Source organism: Gluconobacter japonicus (assembly GCF_015244665.1).
GTDB classification, from domain to species: Bacteria; Pseudomonadota; Alphaproteobacteria; order Acetobacterales; family Acetobacteraceae; genus Gluconobacter; species Gluconobacter japonicus.
Map to the genome: position 1 here is coordinate 48,121 of NZ_JABCQN010000007.1, position 16,314 is coordinate 64,434.

15 protein-coding genes are annotated in these 16,314 nt (G+C 59.2%); 7 read left to right on the forward strand and 8 right to left on the reverse strand.

Features of this window, described 5'->3' with window-relative positions; all coding sequences use genetic code 11:
* Nucleotides 1-2 precede the first annotated feature (2 nt).
* Nucleotides 3-887 carry an aldo/keto reductase gene (locus tag HKD32_RS12550; RefSeq protein WP_061930493.1) on the reverse strand — a complete coding sequence of 295 codons (885 nt, stop codon included), beginning with the start codon at nucleotides 885-887 and terminating at the stop codon, nucleotides 3-5.
* Nucleotides 888-950: 63 nt separating this feature from the next.
* Entirely contained in the window at nucleotides 951-2,021 is a 1,071-nt protein-coding gene (hrcA, locus tag HKD32_RS12555; RefSeq protein WP_194258159.1) for a heat-inducible transcriptional repressor HrcA, read from the reverse strand.
* Between the two features lie 83 nt (nucleotides 2,022-2,104).
* Here hrcA and rph point away from each other — a divergent pair, with 83 nt between their 5' ends.
* The gene (rph, locus tag HKD32_RS12560; protein ID WP_010503633.1) at nucleotides 2,105-2,815 is read left to right on the forward strand and encodes a ribonuclease PH; all 711 of its coding nucleotides are present in this window, start codon (nucleotides 2,105-2,107) and stop codon (nucleotides 2,813-2,815) included.
* Nucleotides 2,815-3,414 carry an RdgB/HAM1 family non-canonical purine NTP pyrophosphatase gene (gene rdgB, locus HKD32_RS12565; protein WP_194258160.1) on the forward strand — a complete coding sequence of 200 codons (600 nt, stop codon included), beginning with the start codon at nucleotides 2,815-2,817 and terminating at the stop codon, nucleotides 3,412-3,414. Before rph ends, rdgB begins: the two co-directional genes overlap by 1 nt.
* Nucleotides 3,415-3,422: 8 nt before the next feature.
* Here rdgB and HKD32_RS12570 read toward each other — a convergent pair whose 3' ends face one another.
* From HKD32_RS12570 to HKD32_RS12580, 3 genes are all read right to left on the reverse strand, one after another.
* Nucleotides 3,423-3,854, reverse strand: a complete 432-nt coding sequence (locus HKD32_RS12570) for a hypothetical protein (RefSeq protein ID WP_194258161.1) — start codon at nucleotides 3,852-3,854, stop codon at nucleotides 3,423-3,425.
* A 333-nt stretch (nucleotides 3,855-4,187) separates the two neighbouring features.
* Nucleotides 4,188-5,558 (reverse strand): amidohydrolase family protein, encoded by a 1,371-nt coding sequence (locus HKD32_RS12575; RefSeq protein WP_061930501.1) that lies wholly within the window; start codon nucleotides 5,556-5,558, stop codon nucleotides 4,188-4,190.
* Nucleotides 5,559-5,648: 90 nt separating this feature from the next.
* The gene (locus HKD32_RS12580; RefSeq protein WP_194258162.1) at nucleotides 5,649-7,487 is read right to left on the reverse strand and encodes an ATP-binding cassette domain-containing protein; all 1,839 of its coding nucleotides are present in this window, start codon (nucleotides 7,485-7,487) and stop codon (nucleotides 5,649-5,651) included.
* Nucleotides 7,488-7,608: 121 nt separating this feature from the next.
* Here HKD32_RS12580 and nth point away from each other — a divergent pair, with 121 nt between their 5' ends.
* Nucleotides 7,609-8,289, forward strand: coding sequence for an endonuclease III (nth, locus tag HKD32_RS12585; protein WP_194258163.1), 681 nt, complete (start codon nucleotides 7,609-7,611; stop codon nucleotides 8,287-8,289).
* 7 nt (nucleotides 8,290-8,296) lie between these two features.
* Here the strand turns inward: nth and HKD32_RS12590 are convergent, their stop codons facing one another.
* The 3 genes from HKD32_RS12590 to HKD32_RS12600 form a co-directional block, all read right to left on the reverse strand.
* Entirely contained in the window at nucleotides 8,297-10,375 is a 2,079-nt protein-coding gene (locus HKD32_RS12590; RefSeq protein ID WP_061930664.1) for a ComEC/Rec2 family competence protein, read from the reverse strand.
* 158 nt (nucleotides 10,376-10,533) lie between these two features.
* Nucleotides 10,534-11,259, reverse strand: coding sequence for an NADPH-dependent F420 reductase (locus HKD32_RS12595; RefSeq protein WP_061930507.1), 726 nt, complete (start codon nucleotides 11,257-11,259; stop codon nucleotides 10,534-10,536).
* Nucleotides 11,256-11,843, reverse strand: coding sequence for a hypothetical protein (locus HKD32_RS12600; RefSeq protein WP_061930667.1), 588 nt, complete (start codon nucleotides 11,841-11,843; stop codon nucleotides 11,256-11,258). Before HKD32_RS12600 ends, HKD32_RS12595 begins: the two co-directional genes overlap by 4 nt.
* Nucleotides 11,844-12,055: 212 nt before the next feature.
* Here HKD32_RS12600 and gltX point away from each other — a divergent pair, with 212 nt between their 5' ends.
* From gltX to plsY, 4 genes are read left to right on the forward strand one after another with little or no spacing between them, the layout of a single operon-like run.
* Nucleotides 12,056-13,459 (forward strand): glutamate--tRNA ligase, encoded by a 1,404-nt coding sequence (gltX, locus tag HKD32_RS12605; protein ID WP_061930510.1) that lies wholly within the window; start codon nucleotides 12,056-12,058, stop codon nucleotides 13,457-13,459.
* A complete protein-coding gene (locus HKD32_RS12610; RefSeq protein ID WP_061930513.1) occupies nucleotides 13,452-14,393 on the forward strand; it encodes an aspartate carbamoyltransferase catalytic subunit in 942 nt (313 codons plus the stop codon). The genes gltX and HKD32_RS12610 overlap by 8 nt, the downstream gene beginning before the upstream one ends.
* Nucleotides 14,390-15,664 (forward strand): dihydroorotase, encoded by a 1,275-nt coding sequence (locus tag HKD32_RS12615; protein WP_061930516.1) that lies wholly within the window; start codon nucleotides 14,390-14,392, stop codon nucleotides 15,662-15,664. Before HKD32_RS12610 ends, HKD32_RS12615 begins: the two co-directional genes overlap by 4 nt.
* Nucleotides 15,661-16,290 (forward strand): glycerol-3-phosphate 1-O-acyltransferase PlsY, encoded by a 630-nt coding sequence (gene plsY, locus HKD32_RS12620; RefSeq protein WP_061930520.1) that lies wholly within the window; start codon nucleotides 15,661-15,663, stop codon nucleotides 16,288-16,290. Before HKD32_RS12615 ends, plsY begins: the two co-directional genes overlap by 4 nt.
* Nucleotides 16,291-16,314 lie beyond the last annotated feature (24 nt).

Sequence of the window (16,314 nt, forward strand, 5' to 3'; positions counted from 1 at the left end):
GGTCATGCGGCGGTTTTCTGCCAGACGTCCTGACCTTGCCGATCCAGCGTAGCGAACTCTTCATCATTAAGTTTCAGGGACGCTGCCCGGACATTGGATTCCAGATGTGCTCTGCTGCCTGTCCCCGGAATAGGCAGAATGACTGGCGAGCGTTTGAGCAGCCAGGCAAGGGCAATCTGGCCCGCATCTGCACGATGCCGATGGGCGATCTTGTCCATGTCGGTGCCCGGTTTGGCGAGTTCTCCGGCAGCCAGAGGTGCCCACGGGATGAACCCGATGTTTTCCTTGGTGCAGAAATCCAGCACGTCTTCGGACTTGCGGTCCACAAGATTGAAGCGGTTCTGAACGGTAGAGACCGGAAAGTATTTCTGCGCGAGTTTGATGTCTTTCACGCTTACTTCCGACAGGCCGACATGCCGGATCAGGCCTTCCTCGCGAAATTTGGCGATCGCCTCGAATTGCTTTTCTGCCGGACAATCCGGCCCAATGCGATGAAGCTGCCAGAGGTCTATGCGTTCTACGCCCAGTCGTCGCATGGACATAAGGACACACTGTCGCAGATAGTCCGGATTTCCGACTGGTTTCCAGATATCCGGGCCGTGCCGGGTCAGGCCGCCTTTCGTGGCGATGACCATCTTCTTGTAGGGATACAGCACTTCGCGGATCAGGTTTTCTGAAACGAAGGGACCGTAGGAATCCGCTGTGTCGATGAAATCCACGCCGAATTTTGGAAGGCTTTCAAGGGTCTGAACCACTTCCTCATGGTCTGGTGGTTCGTCCCAGATGCCCTTGCCTGTGATGCGCATGGCACCAAATCCGAGGCGATGGACCTTGAGGTCACCACCAATGAGGAACGTACCGGACTTCTTTGCGTCAATCGTAGCCATGGACTCTTTCCTTTCCGATGGACGCGGGATTCAACAACGCAAAGGCGGAAGGGTTGCAGTCAACTATCCCAGCAGGCGCCCGACCATCCGGGCCGTGTAATCCACGACTGGAACAATCCGTCCGTAATTCAGACGTGTCGGCCCGATGACCCCGATGGCACCCACGATTTTCTGAGCCTCATTCCGCGCGGGGGCCACAATCATGGACACGCCGGACATACCGAACATGCCGCTCTCGCTGCCGATATAGATCCTCACCCCTTCCGACGCGTCTGCGAGTTGCAGAAGCTGGAGCATGGTTTCCTGGGTTTCGAGATGATCGAACAACATTCGGATGGTTGTCAGGCGCTCGATTTCAGTGATGTCTGCCAGCAACTTGCCCTGACCGCGCACGAACAGCGTTCCACCATCCGCGTCCCATGTGGCGAGGCCGCTCTCAATCACGCTGGCCGTCAGAGCATCAAGTTCATGACGGTTGGCATCCATTTCCTTGCTGACCCGCTCCCTGAGGGTGCCGAGCGTCAGATCTCCGAGATGGGCGTTCAGGTAGTTTCCCGCTTCAACCAAGGCGGAATGTGGAAGGCCGGGCGGTGTTTCGATAATCCGGTTTTCCACCTGCCCGTCAGAACTCACGAGCACAACCAGAACACGGCCCGGACCGAGGGCAACGAACTCAATATGCTTGAGGGTGGCATCCGATTTTGGGGCCAATACCAGCCCTGCGGCTGAAGACAGCCCGGACAGCATGGAGGACGCTTCCGCAAGCGTCTCCTGATAGGAGCGACCGTGGATGTCCAGCCGGCTGTCGATATTGGCACGGTCTTCTTCCGTCAGGGCACCGAACTGAAGAAGACCCTCCACGAAGAGTTTGACGCCTTTTTCTGTCGGTAGGCGCCCTGCGGAAACGTGAGGGCTGAACAGCAGGCCAGCCCGTGCGAGATCAGCCATGACGTTGCGGATCGTCGCAGGGGACAAGGCTGGATTGAGGCGCTGTGCCAGCGTTCGGCTGCCGATCGGCGCACCTGTTTCGACATATTCCTCGACGATTTCCCTCAGAATCGCAGCTTCCCTGTCCCCAAGCCCGGAAGGAAAGGAGTTCGACATGCGGAAGAAGGAAGGGTCAGGTCTCATCATGGTAAAACTGTATGTCGGGGCTGGAAGCGTTCTCGTCAAACGCGGTAGAGGCAGGACTCGCTTCTAAGAGAGGATTTTTTCGCATGACAAAGCGTCCGTCTGGCCGCGCCAGCGACGAAGGTCGCCCCGTATCCATTGAGCCAGGCTTCGCCCGACATGCGGAAGGGTCTGCGCTGATCCGGGTTGGTGGAACGGAAGTGCTTTGCACGGCGTCGATTGAGAACAAGGTGCCCCCTTTCCTACGCAACAAGGGACAGGGCTGGATCAATGCCGAGTATGGCATGCTGCCGCGCGCCACGCATCAACGCGGACACCGGGAGGCCTCCAAGGGCAAGCAGTCAGGCCGCACGCAGGAAATCCAGCGGCTGATCGCCCGTTCCCTACGCCCCTGCGTCAATCTGAAGAAACTGGGCGAACGGACCATCACACTGGACTGCGACGTGCTGAACGCCGATGGCGGGACACGCTGCGCGTCCATTACCGGTGCCTGGGTGGCGCTTTCCCTGGCGTTGCGAAAAGCTAAGCTCACTTCCGTCATCACATCACAGGTCGCCGCTGTTTCCTGCGGGTTGACAGAGGCCGGAGCCGTGCTGGATCTGGATTACATTGAAGACAGCGCAGCACAGGCCGACACGAATTTTGTTCTGACGGCCGAGGGTGGCATCGTGGAAATTCAGGGTACGGCGGAAACGTCTCCCTTTCAGGACCATGATTTTTTTGAACTGCTACGCCTCGCACGTCTTGGCACAGCCAAACTGTTCGAAGCCCAGAATGCTGCACTGGAGACCCTGTGATGCGTCGTCTGTCCCGTGGATCAAAAATCGTTCTTGCCAGCCACAATGCCGGGAAGCTGCGCGAATTCTCTACCCTTCTGGCAGAAAGCGGCATTACGGTCGTGTCTGCTGGGGAACTGAACCTGCCGGAACCGGAAGAAACGGCTGATACGTTCGTTGGTAATTCCGAAATCAAGGCTCTTGCTGCGGCGCGAGCTTCTGGCATGCCCGCATTGGCTGATGATTCCGGTTTCTGTGTTTCCGCATTGGGCGGCCAGCCCGGCGTCTATTCAGCGCGCTGGGGTGGACCGACCAAGGATATGAGCATTGCCATGGAGCGGGTGCATCGGGAAATGGGCGATACGACCGATCATGGTGCGTCTTTCGTCGCGGCCCTCTGTCTTGCATGGCCGGATGGAGAAACGCAGTCGGTTGTCGGTGAGTGTCATGGCCAGACGGTTTGGCCTCCGCGCGGGGAACAGGGGCATGGCTACGATCCCATGTTCGTACCAGAAGGCGAAACGCGGACTTTTGCCGAGATGGCTGAGAGCGAAAAGAACGCCCTCAGCCATCGTGGCCGCGCTTTTGAACTGTTTCTGAAGGCGTGCGTGGAAGGCTGAACCGCCTCCTATGTAACAGGAGACTGGGGTTCTTCGTGAGGCCACAGACGATAGGGGCCTTCCGAACAGATCTCCATGGACATCATGACGGCTGTGCTGCTGGGGGGACAGTCGAACTCCAGCAGGGCTTTGCCACTGGTCCAGCGTGTCAGAGGGCTTTGTTGCGGGCCCCACCCCTCTGCAGGGCAGGATGTCAGGTGGGTGGTGAGACGATGGGCACCGAATTCATCATAAAAAGTAAGATCCCCTATCAACACCCCACGGTTTTCAAACCGGCTGAAACCACTTTTTAATCGGGAAAGGATCCAGAGACGCGGTGGAACTTTGGGAAGCATGAACAGAGCATGATGTCCCTGCCAGCGGGCAGGACGAATAAGGGCTCCATCCTCCAGAAGAAGATGGAGGTCAGGGTCAGGCGTTAAGTGCTCGATAGCAGGCATGCGCTCTTTCCAAGCCATAGGGGATATGGCTTTTTCTTGCGGTCGAGTGCGCAAATCTCAGACCGGTGACAGTTCTGTTGCAGATCATGGGTAAGGTTATCCGATGGAAGGCTGTCATTCTCAGCCAGCATCCGGGTCTTGCCCACTCCGCAGAAACGAGGCCGTCCCGGAGTGGAAACGGCAACGAGGGATATAAAACAGAAAACTGCTATCGTAAAAGGTGCTCCTGTAACGATTCTTACTGAAGATTAATGACATTTCTACGCAATCGTTATTCCTGATGATCCATGTGAGAGCGGCTTCTGGTCCGTTCAAAGTCGGACAGAATGTCCTTCAATGCACAGGACCATGACTGACCAGAACGCCGCGCTGCCAGACCTGATCCACCTGATCGATATCGGCAATGGTTTTGTCTGGTGCGCCTCGCACGATGAGCAGATCGGCCCGACGCCCCGGCTGGATCACGCCACGGTCGTCCAGTTCCAGAAGTTCTGCGGCATTTCCAGTTGCAAGATGGATCGCTTCCAGAGGGGTCAGCCCCGCTTCGACGGTCAGAGCCAGTTCACGATGTTCGGCAAAGCCCGGCAGCCGCGTGGGAGCGGCGCCTGAATCCGTGCCGAAACCGATTTTCACACCAGCACGATAAAGGGTGAGCAGGTTCTTCTGATTCAGGACAACAGCCTTGTGGGAAGCTGCCGTGAGAGGATTAGCCTGTGTTTTCTGGCGCCATTCGGCATTGGAAAGCTGAGCCATGAGAACCGGGTCAATCGCGGCGGCGACGAAGGGAATATTGAGCAGGTCCGGATGCTCGGCGAAAAGATAGTTTGCTTCATCCAGATCCAGCGTCGCGATGTACCAGACACCTTTTGCCTTCATGGCGCTGATGAGCGCCTGATCGACTGGTTGATCCCGGACGCCATGGGCCAGAATATTGGCCCCGGCATCAACGACGGCCTTGGCAATATCGAGATCGTGGATATGTACAGCCACCCGGGTGTTGTGTTCATGGGCCTCGTCAATGACGGCGCGATAGATCTCCGGCGACATTTTGGGAAGCGTCTTGCCGTTCGGGACGCCATTCCGGAAATCATCCACCCACAGCTTCACCAGATCCGTATGTTCCGCAACCATGCGGTCCACGTCTTGACGGGCTTCCTGCGGCGTTGAGGGGCGATAGACCTGATCGGGACCAAGACCTTTGACCATCGCTGCCGGAGGAGCGCCATTTGGCGCGCCAATCCCCTGATCCACGCCAAACAGATCGGCTCCCGGATTTTTGCCAGCGTGCTGCTCTTTTCGGAGATCGTCGAAGAGCGGGGAACGGTTCAAACCCAAGGACGTCACGGTCAGGACACCGTAGTCACTGTATTTTTTCAGGGCTGCGAGAATGTTCTCACGGGTGTAGTTGTCGCTCCCGCCAGACGTTCCCTTGATGATGCCGACATGACTGTGATCGCTGATGAGGGCGGGCAAAAGCGTTTTGCCACTCAGATCGACATGCTGTGCTTCCGCCGGAGCAGGGCTTCCAACGGACACGATGCGCCCATCGTTAATGACCACCGTGACGTTCTCGCGAACCGGGTCGCCCGTTCCGTCAATCAGGCGGGCATGATCGAACGCCACGGGTTCGGCCTGTGCCGGGAGTGCCAGAAATGTAGCTGGCGTGGCCAGAAGCAATCCGGCAAAGGCGGAACGAAGTGTCATGATGTGTTTCCCTCAGCAGCAGTCAGGCTGAGGGGAAACGTTCTGTCATGCAAGAAAGACCCTTACACTCTCGCAGATGTGAGCGAAACTTCAGCCTTCGAGCGACTGAAGTTCGAACAGGCGGCGATAGATACCGCCGTCTTTCGCCACAAGTTCGGTGTGGGTGCCGTCTTCTTTCAGTTCGCCACGGCTGAAGACCAGGATCCGGTCCAGTTCCATGACGGTTGAAAGACGATGCGCCACGACGATGACGGTGCGGTTCTTCATGAGGCGACGCATGGCCTCCTGCACAAGAGATTCCGATTCCGAATCAAGACTGGAGGTCGCTTCATCGAAGATCAGGATTGGCGCATCCGCAAGGAACGCACGGGCGATAGCGACGCGCTGACGCTCACCGCCAGACAGCTTCACACCGCGCTCACCGACCATCGTGTTGTAGCCTTCCGGCAGACGCTCAATGAAAGCCGCCGCATTGGCCTGACGGGCTGCTTCCTTGATCTCCTCCAGAGATGCACCGGGTCGGGCATAGGCAATGTTTTCCGCGAGCGTCCGGTGAAACAGGACCGGCTCCTGCGGCACGATGGCGATGTGAGACCGCAGGGAAGACTGCGTGACCTGCGCAATATCCTGACCATCCACCGTGATGCGTCCGCTGTTCACGTCGTACAGGCGCTGAAGGAGTTTGGTCAGAGTGGTCTTGCCTGATCCGCTGGGTCCAACGAGAGCCACCCGTGAGCCGGGTGCAATATCAATGTTGAGATCCTGATAGAGCGGTTTATCCTGTCCCGGATACTGGAACATGACGTGCTCAAAGTGGATTTCACCCTGCGTGAAGCGGGCCTCTTCCGCATTGGGCGCGTCCTGAATGGCGGAATCACGGCGGAAAATAGCGATGAGTTCTTCCATCTCGTTGACGGAACGCTGCACCTGACTGACCTGCTGTCCCAGATCCCGCAGATAGCCCTGCACGAGGAACATCATGGTCAGCACATAGGCTACATCCCCCGGGCCAGCCTTGCCCTGCCACCACAGCATGACGGCCAGACCGATCATGAGCATCCGCATCACGAGAGAGGCCAGCGCCTGAATGTTGGCGCTGTTGGTGCCCCGGAGCCATGTACGGAGCGTGCGCTCCCGCCAGCCCTGCACAATCGTATCCAGCCGTTTCTCTTCGCGGAGTTCTGCACCGAACGCTTTGACCACCGGATTGCAGGTCACGGAGTCTGCGATGGCGGCACCCATCTTCGTGTCCCATTCATTGGAAGCACGGGCGCTGGGAGCGACGTAGCGGAGGGTGAGATTAATCGAGAGCCATGCGAACAGAACGACCGACACCGCCAGAACGGAGCCCATGAGCGGCGAGCGGAACATGAGAACGGCCGTTGTGCCGCCAAGAACCATGACTTCCGGGCCAATCATCAGCAAAAGTGTATCGTCCAGCGTATCAATCGCCCACATGCCACGGGTCAGGCGGCGGACGGTTGAACCGGCAAAGGTGTTGGCGTGCCAGTCCGTGGAGAACCTCTGCACCCGCTCGAAGGCCTGATTGAGCACCTTGTGCATGATCGCAAGCGTGAGGTGCGAAATACCGACGAAAGACGAGCGACGCCCGTACAGGCCGATCAGGCCCAGCGCGATCAAACCCCCAACCATCAGGAAGGCATCGTTGCGCAGGCTCAGAAGCTCATCGGTTTTTGGAATCGTCGGCCCGGCGGCATGTTTGGAAATATCCGAGACGAGACGGCCCGCCAGAATCGGTGTGACGACATCTGCCAGTGTGGCGAGGGCCACACCGGCCAGTGTCCAGGCAAGCAGGACCGGATGTGCCAGCCAGCGGCGGCAGACGAAGGACAGGACTTCTGTAAAGGAAACGTCGATTTTCCGGCCTTCCTGTTTCTGGCCGGTAAGATGCGTAGAGGTATCGGACACGAAGAGCTCCGCCGTCTTGTCCCTCAAGGACAACGGCCTGATGGCATGAAATTTTCAGATGTTTGGCGTATCTTGCCGGACAGTCCCGATCAGACGCAACAGCCCGCGCGGAGTTTCAGCCATGACAGACGCCCCCAGACCCATGAGCAAGGCCGCGGCCAAGACTTTCATTACGGCTCTGGCCGAAGCCAACCCGGATGCGGAAAGTGAGCTGATCTTCCGCAATACGTTCGAGCTTCTGGTGAGTGTGGTGTTGTCTGCTCAGGCGACGGACAAGTCCGTCAACAAGGCGACCAAGGGGCTATTTGAACGCGCGCCCGATCCGAAAAGCATGGCAGAACTCGGGGAATCCGGGATCGCGCAGTACATCAAGACGATCGGCTTATGGCGCGCCAAGGCTCATAACGTGGCTCTGCTGTGCGAGCAGCTTCTGGAGCGGCATGGCGGGGAAGTCCCTGCTGATCGCAAGTCTCTTGAGGCGCTGGCGGGTGTCGGGCGGAAGACGGCCAATGTGGTGATGAATGTTGCGTTCGGGGCCGATACCATGGCGGTCGATACGCATATCTTCCGGATTGGAAACCGAACTGGCCTGGCACCAGGGAAAACGACGCGGCAGGTGGAGGATGGTCTGGTCGCGCGTATTCCCAAGGATATGCTGCGACCAGCCCATCACTGGCTGATCCTGCATGGGCGTTATGTCTGCAAAGCCCGCGCACCTGAATGCTGGCGCTGCCCGGCAACGCAATGGTGCCTGTATCCGGACAAGCGTCTGACACCACCACGGACCAAAGAAGTGGCCTGATCGGAACTTATTCCGCCTGAGCCAGTGGCAAATTGGGCATGCCGTGCGAGCCAATGGCTGGCACCCATGGACGGTCTCCCCGCCAGATTCGATCCGAGATCAGGACAAGCGCGCCGTGACGGAGAGACACGGCATAGGCGCCATTCTTCCAGACCGAGAAACGGTCAATGAACGGGACGCCGGGGCAAGCATTGCGGGCGGGCGATACGCTGATGAACAAACTGACGCCCTGACAGTCTTGCGCAGAAGGGGGGACTGCTCCGTCTGACGGATCTTTGGTCCGTAGAAGAACTGTCTGTCCTTTGACAGTCATGCGACAAAGGCCCTGGCAGTCTGGAGGCAAGCTCCCCGCTGGAAGTGCCAGAGCCTGCTGCCAATCCTGAAAGGTCAGGCGTTCCAGACTGCTATGGGGGCCAGCTTGCAGAACGCCGTCTGCCCGAACAGCGATCAGGCCGGCATCAGACGAGACCAGAATATCCGGTCGTGGGGCCAGCCAGATTGAAAGCAATCCTATTGTAATTGGCACAAGTCCGGCGAGGCGCGCGCGTCCTTTCCACAGGCAGAGCAGGCACAGACCCAGAAGAATAATGAGGAGTCCCCCGCCCGGCATGTAAGGCACGGGCTCATGCGCCATCGGAAACGCAGCGACGGTTCTGGCGATGGTTTGAACGATCCGGATGCCCCATCCCATGATGGTCAATGGAAGCGCGGAGGCATGGATCGGCATGAGCAGCAGGGAGATCAGTCCGGCAGGCATGATCCAAACGGCCGCCATTGGGACCGCAAGAAGATTTGCCAGAACGAACCACGGCTGAAATGCCCCAAAATGCGCCATGCTGACTGGGAGCGTTGCCAACCCTGCGAGCAGACTTGTCAAGGACAGAGCAGTCAGGTGTGACAGGATGACACGCCCTGTTCCTCCCTCGCCTCTTAGCCTCGTGAGGGGGTCGCGAAGAGCTTCGTACCCCGCAATCAGACCCATCACGGCAGCGAAGGACATCTGGAAGGACACATCCAGCACCGATACCGGCGAGACCAGCAGAATGGCGAGCGCGATAATGGCCAGAGACCGCATGGACAGAACGCGCCGCCCCGTCAGCAGGGCCAGCGTGACCAGAACCGCCATGCCCAAAGCTCGAACACTTGGAAGATGAGCACCAGTCAGCAACACATAGCCGGTCCCGAGGGTCAAACCCGTCAGGGCTGCAATCTCCCGACAGGGCCAGTAAAGGGCAAGGCGTTCGGATACTGTCAAAAGAGCGCGGACGGAAACTGCAACGGCGGCCATGACCAGCCCCAGATGCAGACCTGCAACGGCAAGAAGATGGGCCAGGCCCGAAGCGGAAAAATCCTGTCGGGTTGTGGCATTGATGCGCCCGGTTTCGCCGACGAGAAGAGTGGCAGCGATGGCGCCCGTCTGACCGGGAAGTATCGCTTCAACTCGGGCTGCGGTCTTCTCCCGGAGTGTTTCCAAACGGGATGAAGACTGACTGTTCAGAATACTCAATTGCCCGAGCGCATATCCGCTTCCTGCGGTCCCGGAAAACCATGCTTCCCGCTGAAGGTCGCGTCCTCCGGGGAAAGAGGGTGGAGATGGAGGCCGGAGCATGGCCCGGATCTGGATAAGGCTTCCGGGTTGGGGAACGGCAGGATCATCGTCCCGGAGTTTCAGCCTGAGCGTTCGTTTAAGCGGTGCCATTCCGGCATCTACGGGCGTGTCGAATGTAGCGTGAGCCAGAATGATCCGCCGCCCTCCTTCGTCGTCATCGGAATGGGGAGGGAGACTTTCCAGAGCAAGAACGCGCCCCGTGAGAATTGTAGCGTGCGTGGGAAGGGCAGGCATTGGTGACTGGCGTTCCGTCTGCCATGCGGCATCGAGATACCCACCTGTGAACGCGAGAAGCAGAAACGCTCCGAAGCGTAAAAGAGGCTGGGTCCGGAAAAACCACCCTCCTGTTCCCGCCATCATGAAGCCGATCAAAACAGGCCAGACTGGCGGCGTGAAACGGGGCATGAGAAATGCAAGAGCACCCAGGGCCATTACGACCGGAAGCCACCCGAACAGGCGTCGTCCCTGCTCTACCATGATCCGCTCAAGCCCAGAGACAGGCGGATAAATGTCTTCTGACGCGGGAAAGAACGTGTTTTCCTCAGGCAGAAAAGGATCGTCAGGGTGAATAGGACTGGGCACGGCGCGACCGTAACGGATTTTCGTTCGTCAGGCGCGCGTGTTTTCAGCGTCTCTTAATGATGAAGGTGCAGTGCACTTCGAAGACCAACAGCATCACGTTCCAGTTCGAAGCCCGTGCTGCCCGGCTGGAACAGTTTTGCTGTGGCCAGACCACCTGTCACAACTGGATCAAGTCCAGCGGCATAAACAAGGTCTTTGACCTGCAATACTGCCGCTATGTCGTCTCCTGCGATGGGAACGGCCAGTTTCGGGTCTGGCCGGTGCGCTTCGGCACGCAGCGAGACCATGTCGATGGAATTAAAGGCCCGCACTATATGTGCGGACGGAAAGTAGCGCTGAGTTGTAACGCCTGCCCCATCCCGCAATGCCACATCTGCGATCCATCCATCACGCCCGATGTAAGGGTTGGCGACGTCGATTACGACCTTATCCGTCAGCGTTCTGTTCAGATCGCGTCCCAGAGCCGGAATGGCTCCATATGGAACAGCCAGAACAACGATTGATCCGAAAGCCGCCGCCTGCGCCGGGGTCCCTACGGAGGCCAATGACCCCAGCGACGCGGCCAGTGTCGTTGCATCTGCCAGTGTTCGGGCAGAGACCATGACCTGATAGCCAGCCTGCACCCAGAGCGTCGCCAGAGTCCGCCCGACCTGACCGGCGCCAATAATACCGATTTTCGGTAACGGCCGAGGCGAATCGGCCATTGCCGTTCCACTGACGGCAGCCAGTCCTGCAACAGCGGCGAGGAAGGGGCGTCTTCGGAGCGGGAAACTTCTCATGAAGGGTGCCACTCGCGTGAGAGTGCGCCGCTTTTACCCTGTACGGGGTCTGTCATCGGGAATGGCAGGGACTGGATCCGTGCAAGCTGTTCGGGTGTAGGCGCAGCGCGCAGGATGTCAAAGTCCTGCTCGGGGGGGTACGCACCGATCACGGTGAAATCGGCATCGGAGCCCAGATTGCAATGACCTGTCCCGGCCGGAAGAAGTGCGATGTCTCCTCCTCGCACCTCCACCGTCCTGCCCGAGGGGCCTCCCAGCATGAGTCGGGCTGCCCCATTGGAAAAGCCGAGAACTTCGTGACCAAGGCTATGATAGTGATGGAAGCTATAAACGCCGTTCCGCCACCGGGAGGGCCAGCCATTCCGGTTGAACAGATCTTCGTACACGCTTTCACGCCCCGATCCGGCCTCCAGGGCGTTGCGATACACGATGACAGGCAGACGGGAGTTGTTGGGCACCCAGTCGTTGCTGTGAAGTGTGAAAGCTTCAACACGCGCTGTGCTGGCGGAGGCCTTGCGGATGCGGCCATGTCCCATCGTCAGGCCCATGCCGGCCAGCATCACATTGAAATCACGCCTGTCCATGCTCGCCTCCAGCTCGGCCACTGTTGAAAATCCTGTCCTCAGGATAGGGACCCGACGAGCGGTGCAGGAAATCACACCCGCTTGAAAAGCAGGGATGCCCTGCATGTAACAGCCTTGTGACACCTGACTGCACGCCCCAGAAAAACAACGACACAAATCATCCCAGAATGATGCGGATAGCCCCTCCCGCACGAGCGTGATATGAGAGCCGCATGACGATCCGTACGCGCTTTGCACCCTCGCCCACGGGCCTGCTGCATGTCGGCAACGCCCGCGCTGCCCTGTTCAATTTCCTCTTCGCCCGCCACCATGGCGGTGAGTTCCTCCTGCGGATCGAGGACACCGACAAGGAACGCTCCACGCAACGCGCGGTGGACGTGATCTTTGATGGTCTCGCCTGGATGGGGATCACGGCGGATGAGGAACCCGTCTTCCAGTCCGCCCGACAGGACCGTCATACGGAAGTGGCATTGGAACTGCTGGCCAAAGGTCAGGCGTACAAGTGCTACTGCACGCCCGAAGAACTGACCGCCATGCGCGAGAAGGCCATGGCTGAGAAGCGTCCGCCCCGTTACGACGGCACATGGCGTGACCGTGATCCATCCGAAGCGCCGGAAGGTGCGCCTTACGTTGTGCGCCTTAAGGCGCCGCGTGAGGGAGAGACGGTCATCAAGGATCTGGTGCAGGGCGAAGTTCGTGTCGCCAATGTGGAGATGGATGATCTGATCATCCTGCGCTCCGACGGCACGCCGACCTATCTGCACGCTGTGGTCTGTGACGACCATGACATGAACATCACCCACGTCATGCGCGGTGACGACCATCTGACGAATACGTTCCGTCAGGCCATGATCTATCGCGCCATGGGCTGGGATCTCCCGCAGTTCGCTCATCTACCGCTCATTCACGGTCCAGATGGCGCCAAACTCTCCAAGCGTCACGGCGCACAGTCCGTCGTGGATTTCCGCGAGGAAGGGTATCTGCCGGAAGCCCTGTGCAACTACCTGCTGCGTCTGGGCTGGGGTCATGGGGACGCGGAAATCCTGTCCCGCGAAGAGCAGATCAAGCTGTTCGATCTGGATGGCGTTGGTCGTTCCCCGTCCCGTATGGACTATGTGAAGCTGGCGCATCTCAATGGCGTCTGGATGCGTCAGGCGGATGATGAGCGTCTGACCAATGACGTCATGGAGCGTCTGCAGGGCCGTGAAGGCGTTGTCGCGGATGACCGCACGCGGGCTCGGGTTCTGGCCATGATGTCCGGCCTCAAGGAACGTGCGAAGACGCTGGTCGAACTGACGGATAACGCAGCCTTCGCAGGCTTCACCCTGCCCCTGACCTTCACGCCCAAAGCCGAGAAGCTTCTGGACGAGAACGGCCGCAAGGTTCTTGAAGGTGTTGGGCATGACTTGGCCGCGCTCCTAGACTTCACAGCGGAAGCGATCGACGGCGCTCTTCGCGCCTACGCCGAGAAGAACGAATTGAAACTCGGCTCCGTTGCCCAGCCTCTGCGCGCTGCCATGACAGGATCCACCACGTCTCCCGGCATTGACCTGACACTGGCCGCTCTTGGCCGTGACGAGGTTCTGGCCCGTATTGCGAGTGTGCTCAGTGCCTGAGCGGCCATCCGTCCCCCGGCATCTGCTGGGAATCGAGGGGCTGACAGCGGGGCAGATCACCCCGTTCCTCGATCTGGCGGAGAGCTATGCGCTCCTAAGCCGTTCCCGGTCCGCACCGCGTGAAGCGCTGCGGGGCCGGACGGTCATCAATCTGTTTTTCGAAGACAGCACCCGAACCCGCACCAGTTTCGAACTGGCAGGCAAACGCCTTGGGGCGGACGTCATCAACATGACGGTCGCCACCAGTTCGGTGAACAAGGGCGAGACGCTGCTGGATACGGCTTCCACGCTGAATGCCATGCGCTGCGATCTTCTGGTCGTGCGTCATGGTCAGTCCGGTGCACCGGCCCTGCTGTCCCAGAAAGTCGAAGCCAGCGTTGTGAATGCTGGCGATGGCACCCACGAGCATCCTACGCAGGCCTTGCTGGATGCCCTGACCATTCGCCGTCATTTTGGACGTCTGGAAGGTCTGACAATCGCGATCTGTGGCGATGTTGGCCATAGCCGTGTCGCACGCTCCAACATCCATCTCCTGACGGCGTTGGGCAACTCGGTGCGTCTGGTTGGACCGCCGACTCTACTCCCGGCCGCCATGGCAGAACTTGGGAATGTCACGCTCTATTCAGACATGGATGAGGCCCTGAGGGGCGCGGATGTTGTGATGTCCCTGCGTCTTCAGAAGGAGCGCATGGGCGCTGGCCTTGTCCCGAGTTCCCGCGAGTATTTCCGGTTCTTCGGACTGGATCGGCGGCGTCTGGCGCTAGCGAATCCCGGTGCGCTGGTCATGCATCCCGGCCCCATGAACCGGGGTGTCGAGATTGCATCTGATGTTGCCGATTCGGACCAGAGCGTGATTGCCGAGCAGGTGGAAATGGGTGTGGCCGTGCGTATGGCCGTTCTGGATCGCCTGTCCCGGGCACGGATACCACTATGACGATAACTGTTTTTGAGAATGTCCGCCTGATTGACCCTGCCTCCGGTCGGGATGGCGTAGGACGCCTGACGGTTGAAGATGGCCGTATTGCCGCTATCGACAGCCCGGAGACGCCTGACGGGGCATGCGTGATTGATGGTCAGGGAGCGGTTCTATGCCCTGGACTTGTGGACATGCGTGTGGCTCTGGGCGAGCCGGGCTTTGAATACCGTGAGAGCGTCAAGTCAGGCGCGCGGGCTGCCGTGGCCGGCGGAATCACCACCATGGCCGTTTTACCCAACACCTCTCCGGCAATCGACAATCCGGCTCTGGTGCATCTTCTGAAGGTACGCGGTGAAGAGACGGGCATGGTCTCCATCCATCCTTACGGCGCGCTGACGCGTGGCTGCGAGGGCGGAGACATGGCAGAGCTGGGTCTGTTGCAGGACGCCGGTGCCGTAGCCTTCACGGACGGCACGCGCGCTATCGCGGACGCCAAGCAGATGCGCAATCTGCTGTCCTATTCCCGCTTTCTCGATGCGCTTGTTGTGCAGCATCCGGAAGAGCCTTCTCTTGCAAAGGGTGCCTGCGCGACCGCAAGTGCGTTAGCTGTGCGTCTGGGTCTGCCGCAGGTTCCGGCCGCCGCTGAGGCGATCATGATTGCCCGTGATCTGCGTCTGGCGGACATGACGGGTGCCCGTCTGCATTTCGCCCATGTTTCCACCGCTGAAGGGCTGGATCTGATCCGGTCGGCCAAAGCGCGAGGCATCAAGGTGACGTGCGACACGGCGCCTCCTTATTTTGCCATGACGGAAGAGGACATCGGGGATTTCCGTACCTATGCGAAGTTCTCTCCGCCTCTCCGTTCCGAATCGGATCGGGCTGCTGTCTGTGCAGCGCTGGCTGATGGAACGATTGATGCGGTGGCCTCTGATCACGCCCCTGCTGATGCGGATGACAAACGCCTCCCCTTTGCGCAGGCGCGCGCAGGCGGAACAGGGCTGGTTACGCTTCTTGGCGTTACTCTCGGCGCTGGCCTGCCTTTGATCGAGGCTCTGCGCCTTGTGACCTGTGCTCCGGCCTCCCTGCTGCGGATTTCAGCCGGCACGCTGGCCGTTGGTCAGGATGCGGATCTCTGTCTGTTCGATCCGGAAGCAGTCTGGGAAGTTCGTGCTGGCGAACTACCGGGGCGTGCTCAGAATACGCCTTTTGATGGCCAGAAGTTAAAGGGCCGCGTGCTGCGGACCTTCCGTCGTGGTGTTGAGGTTTTCACGGCTGAGGGGCTGGCATGACTCTGTCTCATCCAAGCCTGCTCCTGATCGCTGCGATTGCCTATGGCCTTGGTAGTATCCCTTTCGGACTGATCCTCACGGCAGCGACAGGCGGCGGAGACATTCGCCAGATCGGGTCCGGCAATATCGGCGCCACGAATGTTTTGCGGACTGGCCGCAAGGGTCTGGCGGCTGCAACGCTACTGCTGGATGCACTCAAAGGCGCACTGGCCGTGTTTCTGGCTCTGCGACTCGGTGGCGATCAGCCTTCACTGGCAATGGCCGTGGCAGCAGTCGCTGTTGTGGTCGGGCACTGCTTCCCGGTCTGGCTTGGATTCCGGGGGGGCAAAGGTGTGGCGACCGGCCTTGGGACAATCTGGGTTCTGAGCTGGCCTGTCGGTGTGGCCTGCTGCGTTGTCTGGCTGATTGTGGCGCGTCTGAGCCGGATTTCCTCAGCCGGAGCCTTATCCGCCTTTCTTGTGGCTCCCATCCTGATGGTGGTCACGAAGGGTCAGGGCATAAATGCCCCGATTCCGGTTGCAACAGCTCTCATCGCGCTGCTGATCTGGGTTCGGCATTACAGCAATATTGTTCGTCTGCTGACGGGCAATGAACCACGCGTGAACGCAAAAACGAAATCTTCCTGACTTTAAGGGATCGTTAAGGATTAT

Excerpts from the sequence above, each read along its gene's own strand:
- HKD32_RS12550 (WP_061930493.1), bottom strand. The coding sequence starts at position 887 with ATGGCTACGATTGACGCAAAGAAGTCCGGTACGTTCCTCATTGGTGGT.
- hrcA (WP_194258159.1), bottom strand. The coding sequence starts at position 2,021 with ATGATGAGACCTGACCCTTCCTTCTTCCGCATGTCGAACTCCTTTCCT.
- rph (WP_010503633.1), top strand. The coding sequence starts at position 2,105 with ATGACAAAGCGTCCGTCTGGCCGCGCCAGCGACGAAGGTCGCCCCGTA.
- rdgB (WP_194258160.1), top strand. The coding sequence starts at position 2,815 with ATGCGTCGTCTGTCCCGTGGATCAAAAATCGTTCTTGCCAGCCACAAT.
- HKD32_RS12570 (WP_194258161.1), bottom strand. The coding sequence starts at position 3,854 with ATGCCTGCTATCGAGCACTTAACGCCTGACCCTGACCTCCATCTTCTT.
- HKD32_RS12575 (WP_061930501.1), bottom strand. The coding sequence starts at position 5,558 with ATGACACTTCGTTCCGCCTTTGCCGGATTGCTTCTGGCCACGCCAGCT.
- nth (WP_194258163.1), top strand. The coding sequence starts at position 7,609 with ATGACAGACGCCCCCAGACCCATGAGCAAGGCCGCGGCCAAGACTTTC.
- HKD32_RS12590 (WP_061930664.1), bottom strand. The coding sequence starts at position 10,375 with ATGGTAGAGCAGGGACGACGCCTGTTCGGGTGGCTTCCGGTCGTAATG.
- HKD32_RS12595 (WP_061930507.1), bottom strand. The coding sequence starts at position 11,259 with ATGAGAAGTTTCCCGCTCCGAAGACGCCCCTTCCTCGCCGCTGTTGCA.
- HKD32_RS12600 (WP_061930667.1), bottom strand. The coding sequence starts at position 11,843 with ATGGACAGGCGTGATTTCAATGTGATGCTGGCCGGCATGGGCCTGACG.
- gltX (WP_061930510.1), top strand. The coding sequence starts at position 12,056 with ATGACGATCCGTACGCGCTTTGCACCCTCGCCCACGGGCCTGCTGCAT.
- HKD32_RS12615 (WP_061930516.1), top strand. The coding sequence starts at position 14,390 with ATGACGATAACTGTTTTTGAGAATGTCCGCCTGATTGACCCTGCCTCC.
- plsY (WP_061930520.1), top strand. The coding sequence starts at position 15,661 with ATGACTCTGTCTCATCCAAGCCTGCTCCTGATCGCTGCGATTGCCTAT.